Source organism: Nonomuraea muscovyensis (assembly GCF_014207745.1).
In the GTDB taxonomy this organism is placed as follows: Bacteria; Actinomycetota; Actinomycetes; order Streptosporangiales; family Streptosporangiaceae; genus Nonomuraea; species Nonomuraea muscovyensis.
The window spans coordinates 211,472-224,882 of the sequence record NZ_JACHJB010000003.1; the positions used below are offsets into that span (position 1 = coordinate 211,472).

General features: G+C 70.4%; 13 protein-coding genes. 9 read left to right on the forward strand and 4 right to left on the reverse strand.

Going from position 1 to position 13,411, the window contains the following annotated elements; genetic code table 11:
• Nucleotides 1-3: 3 nt before the first annotated feature.
• Genes FHU36_RS32565 through FHU36_RS32580 form a run of 4 tightly spaced genes read left to right on the forward strand, consistent with a single transcriptional unit; the run spans nucleotide 4 to nucleotide 3,480 of the window.
• Nucleotides 4-918, forward strand: a complete 915-nt coding sequence (locus tag FHU36_RS32565; protein WP_312892000.1) for an ABC transporter permease — start codon at nucleotides 4-6, stop codon at nucleotides 916-918.
• Nucleotides 918-1,760 (forward strand): ABC transporter permease, encoded by an 843-nt coding sequence (locus FHU36_RS32570; RefSeq protein WP_185087936.1) that lies wholly within the window; start codon nucleotides 918-920, stop codon nucleotides 1,758-1,760. Before FHU36_RS32565 ends, FHU36_RS32570 begins: the two co-directional genes overlap by 1 nt.
• Entirely contained in the window at nucleotides 1,757-2,701 is a 945-nt protein-coding gene (locus FHU36_RS32575) for an ABC transporter ATP-binding protein (protein ID WP_246503024.1), read from the forward strand. Before FHU36_RS32570 ends, FHU36_RS32575 begins: the two co-directional genes overlap by 4 nt.
• Entirely contained in the window at nucleotides 2,701-3,480 is a 780-nt protein-coding gene (locus FHU36_RS32580) for an ABC transporter ATP-binding protein (protein ID WP_185087937.1), read from the forward strand. Before FHU36_RS32575 ends, FHU36_RS32580 begins: the two co-directional genes overlap by 1 nt.
• A gap of 97 nt (nucleotides 3,481-3,577) precedes the next feature.
• On the opposite strand, the gene FHU36_RS32585 is transcribed toward FHU36_RS32580, so the two are convergent.
• Nucleotides 3,578-4,162, reverse strand: coding sequence for a TetR/AcrR family transcriptional regulator (locus FHU36_RS32585; protein WP_312892002.1), 585 nt, complete (start codon nucleotides 4,160-4,162; stop codon nucleotides 3,578-3,580).
• 192 nt (nucleotides 4,163-4,354) lie between these two features.
• Between FHU36_RS32585 and FHU36_RS32590 the strand changes: the two genes are divergently transcribed.
• Nucleotides 4,355-5,440, forward strand: a complete 1,086-nt coding sequence (locus FHU36_RS32590; RefSeq protein ID WP_185087938.1) for a DUF2867 domain-containing protein — start codon at nucleotides 4,355-4,357, stop codon at nucleotides 5,438-5,440.
• 114 nt (nucleotides 5,441-5,554) lie between these two features.
• Here the strand turns inward: FHU36_RS32590 and FHU36_RS32595 are convergent, their stop codons facing one another.
• On the reverse strand, nucleotides 5,555-6,367 hold the full coding sequence (locus FHU36_RS32595) for a Rossmann-fold NAD(P)-binding domain-containing protein (RefSeq protein WP_185087939.1): 813 nt from the start codon (nucleotides 6,365-6,367) through the stop codon (nucleotides 5,555-5,557).
• Between the two features lie 74 nt (nucleotides 6,368-6,441).
• On the opposite strand from FHU36_RS32595, the gene FHU36_RS32600 reads away from it, so the two are divergent.
• Genes FHU36_RS32600 through lipB form a run of 4 tightly spaced genes read left to right on the forward strand, consistent with a single transcriptional unit; the run spans nucleotide 6,442 to nucleotide 8,790 of the window.
• The gene (locus FHU36_RS32600) at nucleotides 6,442-7,362 is read left to right on the forward strand and encodes an AraC family transcriptional regulator (RefSeq protein ID WP_185087940.1); all 921 of its coding nucleotides are present in this window, start codon (nucleotides 6,442-6,444) and stop codon (nucleotides 7,360-7,362) included.
• Complete coding sequence (locus tag FHU36_RS32605; protein WP_312892003.1) at nucleotides 7,359-7,865, forward strand: HAD domain-containing protein; 507 nt, start codon at nucleotides 7,359-7,361, stop codon at nucleotides 7,863-7,865. The genes FHU36_RS32600 and FHU36_RS32605 overlap by 4 nt, the downstream gene beginning before the upstream one ends.
• A 60-nt stretch (nucleotides 7,866-7,925) precedes the next feature.
• Nucleotides 7,926-8,108, forward strand: coding sequence for a PspC domain-containing protein (locus FHU36_RS32610; RefSeq protein WP_185087941.1), 183 nt, complete (start codon nucleotides 7,926-7,928; stop codon nucleotides 8,106-8,108).
• A 46-nt stretch (nucleotides 8,109-8,154) separates the two neighbouring features.
• Complete coding sequence (gene lipB, locus FHU36_RS32615) at nucleotides 8,155-8,790, forward strand: lipoyl(octanoyl) transferase LipB (protein ID WP_185087942.1); 636 nt, start codon at nucleotides 8,155-8,157, stop codon at nucleotides 8,788-8,790.
• Nucleotides 8,791-8,963: 173 nt separating this feature from the next.
• Here lipB and rpoB read toward each other — a convergent pair whose 3' ends face one another.
• Together rpoB and FHU36_RS32625 are read right to left on the reverse strand one after the other, a co-directional pair.
• Nucleotides 8,964-12,431 carry a DNA-directed RNA polymerase subunit beta gene (rpoB, locus tag FHU36_RS32620; RefSeq protein ID WP_221497059.1) on the reverse strand — a complete coding sequence of 1,156 codons (3,468 nt, stop codon included), beginning with the start codon at nucleotides 12,429-12,431 and terminating at the stop codon, nucleotides 8,964-8,966.
• 310 nt (nucleotides 12,432-12,741) lie between these two features.
• Nucleotides 12,742-13,323 (reverse strand): TetR/AcrR family transcriptional regulator, encoded by a 582-nt coding sequence (locus FHU36_RS32625; RefSeq protein ID WP_185087944.1) that lies wholly within the window; start codon nucleotides 13,321-13,323, stop codon nucleotides 12,742-12,744.
• Between the last annotated feature and the right edge of the window lie 88 nt (nucleotides 13,324-13,411).

A 13,411-nucleotide genomic window follows, 5' to 3' on the forward strand; every position in this document is an offset into this window, starting at 1 on the left:
CCTGTGATCCGTAAGCTGGCGGGCCTGCCGGCGACGCTGCTGGCCACCTCGTTCGTCATCTTCGGGGCCGCCTACGCGGCGCCCGGCGACCCGGTGACGTTCCTGGCGGGCGGCAAGGACAATCTGTCACCCGAGCACATCGCCGCCGTCCGCGCCCAGTACCACCTGGACGACCCGTTCGTCGTCCAGTACGGACGGTGGCTGGGCGACGCGGTGACCGGCGACCTCGGCCGCTCGCTGCAGTACAACGACCAGGTCGGCGACCTGCTGGCGGCGCGGCTGCCCAGCACGCTCGGCCTGGTCGCCTACAGCACCGTGCTGTTCGTGGTGTTCGGCGTGGGGCTGGGCGTGCTGGCCGCGGTGCGGGGCGGGCGCGTCGACGCCGCGGTGGTGGCGGGCACGACGTTCGCCACGTCCGTGCCGCCGTTCGTGGTGGCGACCGCGCTGATCTCGCTGTTCGGGGTGCAGCTCGGGTGGTTCCCCGTTCTGGGCGGCGGGTCGCTGTGGCACCTGACGCTGCCCGCCGTGACGCTCGCGACCGGCGCGCTGGCCATCATCAGCCGGGTGACGCGGCAGGCGATGATCGAGCAGCGGGAGCTCGACCACGTGACCGTGGCCCGCGCCTCGGGGCTGTCCGAGCGGCTGATCGTGGTCAGGCACGTGCTGCGCGGCGCCCTCGGGCCCATCGTCACCATGTGCGGGCTGGTCACCGCGGGCATGCTCGCCGGCACCGTGGTCGTGGAGACCGCGTTCGGCATCAGCGGCGTCGGCTCGTTGCTGGTCCACGCCATCAACACCCACGACTTCCCGGTGACGCAGGCGGTGCTGCTGCTCATGGTCGCCGCCTACATCACGGTGACCACGCTCGTCGAGCTCCTCCAACCCCTGATCGACCCCCGCACGAGGAGGGCCGCCTGATGGCCGTGATCCCGATTCCGGGCGTGCCGCGTCCGGCCAGGCCGGTCGGCTACCGGCTCGCCGTCGCCTTCCTCGCCGTGGTCGTGCTCGGCGCGCTCCTGGCGCCGCTGGTCGCGCCGTACGAGCCGGACGCCGTCGACTTCGCCGCCACGCTCGCGCCGATGTCGCCCGACCACCTGCTCGGCGCCGACCAGTCGGGCCGCGACCTGCTGTCGCGGGTCCTGCACGGCGCGCGCACCTCACTCGTCGGACCGCTCGCGCTGCTGGCCATCGCCTCCGTGCTGGGCGTGGCCCTCGGCACCCTCGCCGCCTGGCACCGAGGGTGGGTCGACGCCGTCGTCGGGCGGCTGACCGACGTGATGTACGCCTTCCCCGGGCTGCTGTTCGTGGTGCTGATCGTGGCCGTTTTCGGCAACGGCATGACCACGGCCGTCCTCGCGCTGGGCCTGGCCTACGCGCCGACGATCGCCAAGTTCACCCGGAGCATCGCGATCACCGAGTGCGCGAAGCCGTACATCGACGCCTACAAGGTGCAGGGCATGGGCGGCTTGGCCATCTGCACGCGCCACCTGGTCCCCAACATGGCGCGCCCCGTCGTCGGCTACCTCGTCGTGCTGTTCGGCGAGGGGTTGATGAGCCTGGCCACGCTGAGTTTCCTGGGGTTCGGCGCGCAGTCGCCGTCCTCCGACTGGGGGCTCATGGTCAAGGAGGGGCAGCCGGCCATCGTCCAGGGCGCCTTCCTGCCGGTGCTGGTGCCGGGGGCCGCCATCGCGCTCGTGGTCGTGTCGTTCAACGTGATCGGCGTCCGGCTCGCCGACCGCATGGGCGTGAGGGGGGCATGATGCTGCTGTCCGTCGAAGGGCTCACGATCGACGCCGGTGGGCGGCGGCCGATCCTGCACGACGTGTCACTGGCCGTCGGCGCCGGTGAGATCGTCGGCCTGGTGGGCGAGTCCGGCTCGGGCAAGTCCACGATCGCCCGCTCGGTGCTGCGTCTGCTGCCGCAGCGGGCGCGGGCGTCGGGCCGGGTGCTGGTCGAGGGCGACGACGTGCTCACGATGAGCGCGAGACAACTTCGCGGCCTGCGGGCCTCCAGAGTGGCGATGATCTACCAGGATCCGCGCTCGTCCCTCAACCCGGTCCGCCGGATCGGCGACTTCCTCACCGAACGCCTGGTCCACACGCTGGGCCGCCCGAAGGGCGCGGCCAGGGCCACCGCCCTGGAGCTGCTGACCGCGGTCGGCCTGCGCGACCCGGAGCTGCGCCTGCGCCAGTATCCCCACGAGCTGTCCGGCGGCATGCTCCAGCGCGTGGTCATCGCGGCGGCACTCGCCGCCGGGCCGTCGCTGCTGCTGGCCGACGAGGCCACCAGCGCGCTCGACGTGACCACGCAGGCCGAGACGCTCGCGCTGCTGCGCAGGGTGCAGGCCGAACGTGGCCTCGGCATGCTGTTCATCACCCACGACCTGCATCTGGCCGCCGCCTTCTGCGACCGCGTGCACGTCCTCTACGCGGGCACGGTGGTGGAGTCGCGCCCGGCCAAGGAGCTGTTCGCCGACCCGCGCCACCCCTACACCGCCGGGCTGCTCGCCTGCACACCCCAGCTCGGCGACCCGCGCCCCATCCGGCCGATCCCCGGGCGGCCGCCCTCGCTCGACGACGCCTTCACCGGCTGCCCGTTCACGCCACGCTGCCCGCACGCCACCGACCCGTGCGCCGACCGGCGGCCCGAGCCGCTGCCCGTCGACGGCGGCACCGCCGCCTGCCACCTGCTGGAGGTCTGATGCTCGCCGTCGACAAGCTGCGCAAGTCGTTCGGCGGCACGGTCGCCGCCGACGACGTGTCGTTCCCGCTGGCCGCCGGCGGCTCGCTCGGCCTGGTGGGCGAGTCCGGATCGGGCAAGACCACGATCGCCCGCATGCTCGTCGGGCTCGTCACCCCCGACTCCGGCACGATCACGATCGGCGGCCGGGCCCGCGGCGCCAAGGAGCGCGGCCGGGAGGCCAGGCTGCGCCGGGCCCGCGAGATCCAGATCGTCTTCCAGGACCCCTACGTCTCGCTCGACCCGCGCCTGACCGCCACCCAGTGCCTGCACACCGCGCTCGCCCTGCACGGCAGGGAGCGTTCGCGTGCCGCCGAGTTGCTCGACCAGGTCGGCCTGGGCAGCCGTGAGGCGGCCGCCCGCCCCCATCAGCTCAGCGGCGGCCAGCGCCAGCGCCTGGCGATCGCCAGGGCGCTCGCGGTCGAGCCGGCCGTGCTCATCCTCGACGAGGCCGTGGCGGCGCTCGACGTGTCGATCCAGGCGCAGATCCTGGAGCTGCTCGCCCGCGTGCGGCGGGAGTCGGGCGTGGCGTTGCTGTTCGTCAGCCACGACCTCGCGGTGGTGCGGCACCTGTGCGACGAGGCGCTGGTGCTGCACCGGGGCGTGGTGGTGGAGCACGGGCCGGTCGAGCAGGTCCTCGCCGACCCCCGTCACCCGTACACGAGGTCCCTGCTGGACTCCGTCCCCCATCCCGGCTGGGACCCGGCCCACGTCACCCGCTGGGACGGGGCGAGGCGGTGAGGGCTGTGGGGTCGTGACGCGACGCCTTCCGGCGGTACGGCGACGCCTGCCCGACCTGGTTTCTCGCGAGCCGCGCGGCGGCGGCCGGCCGGGGTGGTCAGTGGCTGTGGTCGTTGTGGGGGCGGTTGAGCAGCAGGTCTGCGGCGTGGGCCAGGACCTCGTCCCGGGTGTGGCCGCCGTGGTCGGCGGCGAGGAAGTGCTCGCCGATCGCCAAGCAGAAGGCGAGCAGGCTGCGGGCCTCGACCTCCTCGGCATCGGAACAGAACGTGCCGATCATCTCGCGCAGCAGCGCCATGCGCCGGTTGTCCACCCGTCGCAGGCGCTCGGCGACCGCCTCGTCGCGCCGGGCCCAGTTCCGGATCGCGAGGTCGATGGGCAGCAGGCGGTCGCTGGAGAAGGTGAGCACGCCCGCGAGCTGGATCTTGGCCTTCGGATCGCCGCCCTCGCGCTCGATGCGGTCGATCACCTCGTCGGTGCTCTCCCGCTCCCAGACGTCCAGCATCGCCTTCAGCAGCGCGTCGCGGTCGGCGAAGTGGCCGTAGAACCCGCCTTTCGTGACGCCGAGCTTCTTCGCCAGTGCCTCGACGCGGACGGCGTCCGGCCCGCCGACGGCCAGCGCCCGCAACCCCTCTTCGATCCACCTCTCACGCGGCGTGCGAGTTGCGCCCACGATGTGTCTCACCTCACCTCTCCACTTGTATACGCCATCGTATAAAAGAGCTAACCTCAAGTTTATACGGTTGCGTATACATGAACGGGGAAAGTGAGATGACCGGCGGTTCTGTCGCCTTCCGCCCGCGGCCCGAGCGCCGAGCGCCGGCGAAAGCCACGCCGGATCTCCCCCTCCCGTCGCGGTAAAGAAGGTGGTGTTGCCATGAGACTCCCGCGCACTGCGTACACCAGCCGCCCCTGGCGGATCCATGAAATCGCCGGTGACTTCCGGGTCGAGGACGTGTGGGCGTTCAGCATGCCTGGCGCCGGGCCGGACGACTTCCCCGCGATGCTCGCTGCGATACAGGCACCCGGCGATCCCGCGAGGGAGGCCCTGCCACTCCGGTTCCTGTTCGCGGTGCGCTGGAAGCTCGGGGCCCTCTTCGGCTGGGACGAGCCCAAGGCGGGCATCGGGGCGCGGGTCCAGTCACTCCGCGACCGCCTGCCGAGCGACCTTCGCGAGGCCGCACAGGGCTCGCACGCCGGATTCGCGCCGTTCACCGCGGTGTACGAGTGGGATGACGAGTGCGCCCTCGAACTGGCGAGCAAGACCGTCCACTCGGTCATGCACCTGTCGTGGGCGCCTGCCCCGAGCGGCGGGTACGAGCTACGGATGGCGGTCCTCGCGAACCCCAACGGCCTGCCCGGACGGCTGTACATGGCCGCCATCAGGCCGTTCCGACGCCTCATCGTCTTCCCGGCGTTCACCCGGCAACTGGAAAGCGCCTGGCGGGAGCGTGGCCGCCCAGGTCCGCGCGGCAGCAGTGCGGCCACCGTGGACGACGCCGTGGGAACGGACAACATCCCCGAGTCCGTCCTCGCTCACAGCTCGTTGTCCCGTATCGACTACGCCGACCGCTTCACCCTCGCCACGGACGCGAACGCGACACCGGAGCAGTGGGCCCGGGCGATGTTCGGCGACGTCCCCAGCGTCGCGGAGCGGTTCATCTGGCGCGGCCTCCTCGGTATCCGACTCAGCCGAGGACGATCGCCGGGCACCGTGGCCGGATGGCGGATCGCCGAACGTGGCGAAGGGTGGATCCGGCTGGAGGCCGCTTCCTGGTTCCTGACCGGCAACCTTCTCGTAGAGGCGACCGATGGGCGGGTGTCGCTGGGGACCTTCGTGCGCTATGACCGGCGCCTGGGCCGCAGCGTGTGGCATCCGTTGTCCGCCGTCCATCGCCGGCTGGCACCTGGGCTGCTGCGCGACGCCGCGGCGAAGATGAAAGATCAGAAGCTGCGACCGTGACCCACCGGCGAGCCACGGCCGGGGACACCTTCGGGAGAAGACCGCCGCGTTGCGTCGTGCGCCGGCAGCCGGGGGCCGGGGGCCGGCTGCCGGGGGCATCGCACGCGGCGGGGGTCACGCGGAGGGCAGGGTTTTGCCCCATTCCATGGCGAAGGGGGTGAAGTCCCGGGCCTGCCGGCCCAGAGCCTCGCGAACCCCGTCGCTCACGTACGCGTTGCGCCCGTCGAGGACCTCGGCGAACAGGCCGTTCAGCATCGCCACCTCGTCCTCGGGCACACCCTGCTCGATGGCCCCCGCGGCGAACTCCGCCGCCGTGACCGGCAGGTAGGTCACCGGCCGGCCGAGCGCCGCCGCCAGGTCGGCGGCCGCGTCGGCGAAGGTGAGCAGCCGCGGCCCGGACAGCTCGTACAGCCGGCCCGCGTGGCCGTCCTGGGTGAGCGCGGCCACCACCACGTCGGCGATGTCGTCCACGTCCACGAACGGTTCGGCCACGTCGCCGGCGGGCAGCGCGATCACCCCGTCGAGCACCGCGTCGCGCAGGTAGCCCTCGCTGAAGTTCTGCATGAACCAGGCGCAGCGGACGACCGTCCACTCCAGCCCGGAACCCTGCACGACCCGCTCGCTCGCCTCGGCCTGCGGCTCGTTGCGGCCGGAGAGGAGGACGATCCGCCGGACGCCGCTCTGGACGGCGAGCGCGGTGAACGCCTCGATGTCGTCGACCGAGCCGGGGACGGCCAGGTCGGGGTAGTAGGTCACGTACACCGACTCGACGCCCTCCAGGACGTCGGCCCAGCCGCCGCGGTCCGCCCAGTCGAAGGACGGTACGGCGGAGCGTGAGCCGGACCTGACGGGACGGCCGAGAGCGGTGAGCCTGTCGATCACACGGCGGCCGGTCTTGCCGGTTCCGCCCAGCACCAAAGTTGTCATGCCTCAAGTAAGCCCGAAGATCGTTGGACTCTCCATGGTTGAGAAGCGCACTTCCATATGCGATCGTCTAAATCATGGATCAGCTCGCCGCCCTCCTCGACGGACCTCGCGCTCGTGGCGCGTTCCTGCTCCGCTCGCTGCTCAACCCGCCGTGGTCGCTGCGCATCCAGGACGAGGCGCCGCTGACCCTGGTGGCGATGGTCCGGGGCGAGGCGTGGGTGACGCCGGACCGCGGTGCGCCGGTGCGCGTCGCGCCCGGCGACGTGGCGGTCATGCGCGGGCCCGAGCCGTACGTGGTGGCCGACGACCCGGCCACGCCGCCGCAGATCGTGATCCACCCCGGCCAGCGCTGCACCACGCTGGACGGCGAGGACCTCTACCAGGAGATGGACCTCGGCGTCCGGAGCTGGGGGAACGACCCCGACGGCGGCACCGTGATGATCACCGGCACCTACCAGATGGAGGGCGAGGTCAGCCGGCGGCTGCTGGAGGCGCTGCCCGGGATGCTGGTCCGGCCGGGCGGCCCGATGATCTCCCTGCTCGGTGCCGAGGTGGTCAAGGACGAACCAGGTCAGGACGCCGTGCTGGACCGGCTGCTCGACCTGCTGCTGATCGCCACGCTACGGTCGTATCTCGCCACCCACGAGGCTCCGGCCTGGTACCGCGCGCAGAGCGATCCGGTGGTGGGAAAGGCGATGCGGATGCTGCACAACAATCCCGCCCACCCGTGGACGGTCGCCACGCTGGCCGCGCAGGTCGGCGTCTCTCGGGCGTCGCTGGCCAGGCGCTTCACCGAGCTGGTGGGGGAGCCGCCGATGGCGTTCCTCACCGACTGGCGGCTGGCGCTGGCGGCCGACCTGCTGCGCGAGCCCGACGCCACGATCGGCTCGGTCGCCAGGAAGGTCGGCTACGGCAGCTCGTTCGCGCTCAGCGCCGCCTTCAAGCGCGTACGCGGCATCAGCCCGCAGGAGCACCGGGTGGGAGCCGGCCGGTGAGACCGCTGCTGCTGGTCGACGTCGACGGGGTGCTCAACCCGTTCGGCCGGCCGGAGCCCGGCTTCCGGCGCTACCACTGCACGATCGGTCCCGAGGCCTACACCGTGCACCTGGACGCCAGGCACGGCACCCGGCTCCTCGAACTGGCCCTGGCCACGGGCGCCGAGCTGGCCTGGGCCACCACGTGGGAGCACCACGCCAACCACTGGATCGCGCCCCGCATCGGCCTGCCCGAGCTGCCGGTCGTGCCCATGGGACCGGCTCGCGACAGCGAGCTGGGCGAGATGTTCAAGACGCCCCATGTGGCCGCGTACGTTGAGGACAGGCCGTTCGTCTGGTTCGACGACCAGGTGCGCGACGAGGACGAGCGCTACCTCAGGGAGCGTCAGGGTCTCGACCGCTTCCTGCTCGTCTGCGTGGACCCGGTGGGCGGCCTGACCAGGCAACATCTGGCCATGGCCCGCAGATGGCTGACCCTGTCGGGGTTTTCTCAGGGTCCGTGAGGGGATCTGGACCGTCTGGTTGTCCGTTCTCCTAGTAGGCACAACCACACGGAGGAACTGATGTACCGCTCACGAGAGCACAGGATCCTGGCCGGCGTCTGCGGCGGCCTGGCCGACAAGTGGGGCCTGCCCCCGACGCTCGTCCGCATCGTCTGGCTGCTGCTGTCGCTCCTCCCGGGCCCGATGTGGGTCGCCTACGTCCTCATGTGGGTCCTCATCCCCGAGGAGCCGAAGAAGTACTGAGCCGCCCCGAGGACAGGGACGTGCCGGGGCGTCCTATCCTGTGAGCATGAAGGCGAGGCCGCTGACACTCATCCAGGATGACCTGGTCGACTACGACAAGGCGATGGAGCGCATGACCGACCTCGTCGGCGAGCGCCAGCGAGACGAGCGGCCGGACACCCTCTGGCTGCTCAGCCATCCCTCGGTCTACACCGTCGGCCGTCGCACCCCGGCGGCCCACCTGCCCGACCCCTCGCGGGGCATCCCCGTGGTCGAGACCGGCCGCGGGGGGCAGCTGACCTACCACGGCCCCGGCCAGCTCGTCGGCTACCTCATCGTCAAGCTCGCCGAGGACGAGGGCATCGTCGACTACGTCCGCGAGGTGGAGCTCCGGCTGGTCGACGCGCTCGACCGGATGGGCCTGCCCGCCGAGCGGCGCGACACGCCCCCCGGCTCGGAGCTGCTGACCGGCGTCTGGACGAAGGAGACCGGGCGCAAGATCGTCTCGATCGGCATGCGCCAGAGCCGCGGCGTCACCAGCCACGGCTTCGCCCTCAACGTCGACGGCGACCTCTCCCCGTGGCAGTGGGCGGTCGCCTGCGGGATGCCCGACGTCGACATGACGTCGCTGCGGCGAGAGGTGGGCGAGACGACGATGGACGAGGTCCGCGCGGCCGTGGCCGCCTCTTTCGCGGCCGCCTGACCGGTACGGCTCAGCCCCCCCGGGCAGGGCCCGCACCTCGGCGCCGTGCCCGCTGCCCACGAGCCTGCCGGCGCGGGTCGCCCGCACTCCACCGCGGCGTGTCGACCCGCGCCGGAGGAGGACCACCTTCCCTCCGCCGCGGGCCGGCACCCGCAGGTCGCGCAGGGCGACCGTCAGACTTCTTCGACGCTGCTCGGCTCACGCCGGGACAGGTCGATGCCGAGCTCCTCCGCGGCGCGGAAGACGTCCTCGTCGGTGTCGCGCATCTCGATGGACATGCCGTCGCTGGAGAGCACCTCGACGTTGAGGCAGAGCGACTGCATCTCCTTGATGAGGACCTTGAAGGACTCCGGGATGCCCGGCTCGGGAATGTTCTCGCCCTTGACGATGGCCTCGTAGACCTTCACGCGGCCGAGGACGTCGTCGGACTTGATGGTCAGGAGCTCCTGGAGGGCGTAGGCGGCGCCGTAGGCCTCCAGGGCCCACACCTCCATCTCACCGAAGCGCTGGCCGCCGAACTGGGCCTTACCGCCGAGCGGCTGCTGGGTGATCATGGAGTACGGGCCCGTCGAACGGGCGTGGATCTTGTCGTCGACCAGGTGGAGCAGCTTGAGGATGTAGACGTAGCCGACCGCGATCGGATACGGGAACGGCTCACCACTGCGGCCGTCGAACAGCCGGGCCTTACCGCTGCGCCGCACCAGCCGATCCCCGTCATGGTTGGGGAGGGTGCTGTCCAGCAGCCCGACGATCTCCTCTTCGTGGGCGCCGTCGAAGACCGGCGTGGCCATGTTGGTGCGCGGCTCGACCCTGTCCAGGCCCTTGTCGCGCAGCCGCTCGGCCCAGGCCTCCTCGATGCCGAAGATGTCCCAGCCGTTGGCGGCGATCCATCCCAGGTGCATTTCCAGCACCTGGCCGACGTTCATCCGGCCGGGCACGCCGAGGGGGTTGAGGATGATGTCGACCGGGGTGCCGTCCTCCAGGAACGGCATGTCCTCGATGGGCAGGATCTTGGAGATGACACCCTTGTTGCCGTGGCGGCCGGCGAGCTTGTCACCGTCGGTGATCTTACGCTTCTGGGCCACGTAGACGCGGACCAGCTCGTTGACACCCGGCGGGAGCTCGTCGCCCTCCTCGCGGCTGAACACGCGGACGCCGATGACCTTGCCCTGCTCGCCGTGCGGCACCTTCAGCGAGGTGTCACGGACCTCGCGGGCCTTCTCACCGAAGATCGCACGCAGCAGCCGCTCCTCCGGCGTCAGCTCGGTCTCACCCTTCGGGGTGACCTTGCCGACGAGGATGTCACCGGGGACGACCTCGGCGCCGATGCGGATGATGCCGCGCTCGTCGAGGTCTGCCAGGACCTCTTCGGAGACGTTGGGGATGTCGCGGGTGATCTCCTCCGGGCCCAGCTTGGTGTCACGGGCGTCGACCTCGTGCTCCTCGATGTGGATCGAGGACAGGACGTCGTCCTGCACCAGCCGTTGCGAGATGATGATCGCGTCTTCGTAGTTGTGGCCCTCCCACGGCATGAACGCCACGAGCAGGTTCTTGCCCAGCGCCATCTCGCCGTTGTCGGTGCAGGGACCGTCGGCGATGACCTGGTTGACCTCGATGCGGTCACCCTCGGCCACGATGGGCTTCTGGTTGAAGCTCGTGCCCTGGTTGGAGCGCCTGAACTTCGCCACCCGGTAGGTCGTCCGGCTGCCGTCGTCGTTCATGACGGTGACGTAGTCGGCGGAGACCTCCTCGACCACGCCGGCCTTCTCGGCGCTGACCATGTCACCCGTGTCGGTCGCGGCCCGGTATTCCATGCCGGTGCCGACCAGCGGCGCCTCGCTCTTGAGCAACGGCACAGACTGGCGCATCATGTTCGCGCCCATCAACGCCCGGTTGGCGTCGTCGTGCTCCAGGAAGGGGATCATCGACGTCGCCACCGACACCATCTGCCGGGGCGACACGTCGATGTAGTCGACCTCCTCGGCGCGCGCCAGCTCGGTCTCGCCCCCCTTGGTGCGGACCAGAACCCGGGACTCGGCGAACGAGCCGTCAGGGTTCAGTACCGTGTTGGCCTGCGCTTTGACGAAACGGTCTTCCTCGTCGGCGGTCAGGTAGTCGATCTGCTCGGTCACCTTGCCGTCGACGACCTTGCGGTAAGGGGTCTCGACGAAGCCGAAGGCGTTGAGCCGGCCGTAGGAGGCCAGCGAGCCGATCAGGCCGATGTTCGGACCCTCGGGGGTCTCGATCGGGCACATCCGGCCGTAGTGGGACGGGTGCACGTCACGGACCTCGAAGCCGGCGCGCTCGCGGGACAGACCACCGGGGCCCAGCGCGTTCAGACGCCGCTTGTGCGTCAGCCCGGTCAGCGGATTGATGTGGTCCATGAACTGCGAAAGCTGCGAGGTGCCGAAGAACTCCTTCATCGACGCCACGACCGGACGGATGTTGATCAGGGTCTGCGGCGTGATCGCCTCGACGTCCTGCGTGGTCATCCGCTCGCGCACGACGCGCTCCATGCGGGCCAGGCCCAGGCGGACCTGGTTCTGGATCAGCTCGCCGACACTGCGCACGCGGCGGTTGCCGAAGTGGTCGATGTCGTCCACCTCGACGATCACCTCAGCGTTGGCACCCGGCATCGACTCCTCGCCGGCGTGCAGCCGGACGATGTACTCGATCGTGGCGACGATGTCGTCCTCGGTCAGCGTGCCCTGCGTGATCTCCGAAGCGACACCGAGCTTCTTGTTGATCTTGTAGCGGCCCACCTTGGCGAGGTCGTAGCGCTTGGGGTTGAAGTACAGGTTCTCCAGCAGGGTCTGCGCCGACTCCTTGGTCGGCGGCTCACCCGGCCGCAGCTTGCGGTAGATGTCGAGCAGCGCGTCGTCCTGGCCGGCCGTGTGGTCCTTCTCCAGGGTGGCCCGCATCGACTCGTACTGGCCGAAACGCTCGAGGATCTGCTCGGTGGTCCATCCCAGCGCCTTGAGAAGCACGGTGACGGCCTGCTTGCGCTTGCGGTCGATGCGCACACCGACGCTGTCGCGCTTGTCGATCTCGAACTCGAGCCAGGCACCCCGCGACGGGATGACCCTGCAGCCGTAGAGGTCCTTGTCGGACGTCTTGTCGACGCTGCGCTCGAAGTACACGCCCGGGGACCGTGCCAGTTGCGAGACCACGACACGCTCGGTGCCGTTGACGACGAAGGTGCCCTTCGGCGTCATGAGCGGGAAGTCGCCCATGAACACCGTCTGGCTCTTGATCTCACCGGTGGTGTTGTTGATGAACTCCGCCGTGACGAACATCGGGGCGGAGAAGGTCATGTCCTTGTCCTTGCACTCGTCTACTGAGTACTTGGGCGGCTCGAACCGGTGGTCGCGGAACGACAAGGACATGGTCCCCGAGAAGTCCTCGATCGGACTGATCTCTTCGAAGATCTCTTCGAGGCCCGACTGGGTCGGGACGTCCTTGCGCCCGGCCTGACGAGCCGCCTCGACCCGGGCCTTCCACTTCTCGTTGCCGAGCAGCCAGTCGAAGGACTCGGTCTGCAGGGCGAGAAGGTCAGGAACTTCGAGGGGCTCCTGGACGCGCGCGAACGAGACGCGACGGGGACCGGCGGGTACGGCGGAGGCGTTGCGCGAGGCTGCCAACAGATGTCCTTCCGGAAGGGCACGGATGGAATCGAACTGCGCGCACGCCAAACGCCCCGGCGGAATCCGGGGCGTCGCAAGGCAGCGCGAGGAGGGCAGCATAACGCAAACTGCAAACGAATGTCCACACTTACTATGAGTGTCAACCTCGCTGCCGCCTTCAGCATGTCACGGCCGGGGTGGACTCGTCAACTCCTACGGTCGCGGTACACGTCGGCTCGTGTCTCGCCGCCTGGCGGAGATGTCCGCGAGCTTCCTGACGGCGTGCGCGGAGGGCGGCGTGCCTGCTTCGGCCGCGTGCTCCTGTCTGTCAGCCCGGCAGGAGGGCGCGTAGGGCGAGGTCGGCGATCTGGTGGAGGTCCTCGCGGGTGCGGCCGCCGGCCGCCTGGACGGCGATGCCGTCCGTGATGGTGTGGACGAGGCGGGCCAGGGTGGCCGGGTCGTGGCCGGCCGGGAGATCGGGGGCCTGTTCGAAGCGCCGGCGCAGGGCCGTCTCGCCGGCCATGCGGCAGGCCAGGGACGTCCGGCGGGCCGGGGCGGCGTCGGGGCCGCAGGCGTGGACGGTGTTCACGTTCAGGCAGCCGTGCGGCGTGTCCGCGCCGGCGGTCAGCTCGACGGCGCCGCGGACCAGCCGCTCCACGACCTCGCGGACGGTCGGGGCCGCCAGGGCCTCGTCGGCGAACGCCCCGGGGCCGCTGACGTAGCGGTCCACGACCTTGGCGAACAGCTCCTCCTTGTTGCCGAAGGCCGCGTACAGGCTCGGCCGGTTGATGCCCATCGCCGCGGTCAGGTCCGACAGCGAGGTGCCCTCGTACCCCTGCCGCCAGAACACCTCCAGGGCGCGGTCGAGTGCGACGTCGGGGTCGAAGGCTCGGGGGCGGCCTCCCGGCATGCCGTACCTCCTCAGAATTTCTTACCTATCGGTACGTTACCTCTTGCGCCCCGATTCCGGCAGCCTTAATTTCATACCAATCGATACA

Bases quoted from the DNA above. Each gene is read 5' to 3' on its own strand.
- FHU36_RS32570 (WP_185087936.1), top strand. From the start codon at position 918: ATGGCCGTGATCCCGATTCCGGGCGTGCCGCGTCCGGCCAGGCCGGTC.
- FHU36_RS32575 (WP_246503024.1), top strand. From the start codon at position 1,757: ATGATGCTGCTGTCCGTCGAAGGGCTCACGATCGACGCCGGTGGGCGG.
- FHU36_RS32580 (WP_185087937.1), top strand. From the start codon at position 2,701: ATGCTCGCCGTCGACAAGCTGCGCAAGTCGTTCGGCGGCACGGTCGCC.
- FHU36_RS32590 (WP_185087938.1), top strand. From the start codon at position 4,355: ATGAGACTCCCGCGCACTGCGTACACCAGCCGCCCCTGGCGGATCCAT.
- FHU36_RS32595 (WP_185087939.1), bottom strand. From the start codon at position 6,367: ATGACAACTTTGGTGCTGGGCGGAACCGGCAAGACCGGCCGCCGTGTG.
- FHU36_RS32600 (WP_185087940.1), top strand. From the start codon at position 6,442: ATGGATCAGCTCGCCGCCCTCCTCGACGGACCTCGCGCTCGTGGCGCG.
- FHU36_RS32610 (WP_185087941.1), top strand. From the start codon at position 7,926: ATGTACCGCTCACGAGAGCACAGGATCCTGGCCGGCGTCTGCGGCGGC.
- lipB (WP_185087942.1), top strand. From the start codon at position 8,155: ATGAAGGCGAGGCCGCTGACACTCATCCAGGATGACCTGGTCGACTAC.
- FHU36_RS32625 (WP_185087944.1), bottom strand. From the start codon at position 13,323: ATGCCGGGAGGCCGCCCCCGAGCCTTCGACCCCGACGTCGCACTCGAC.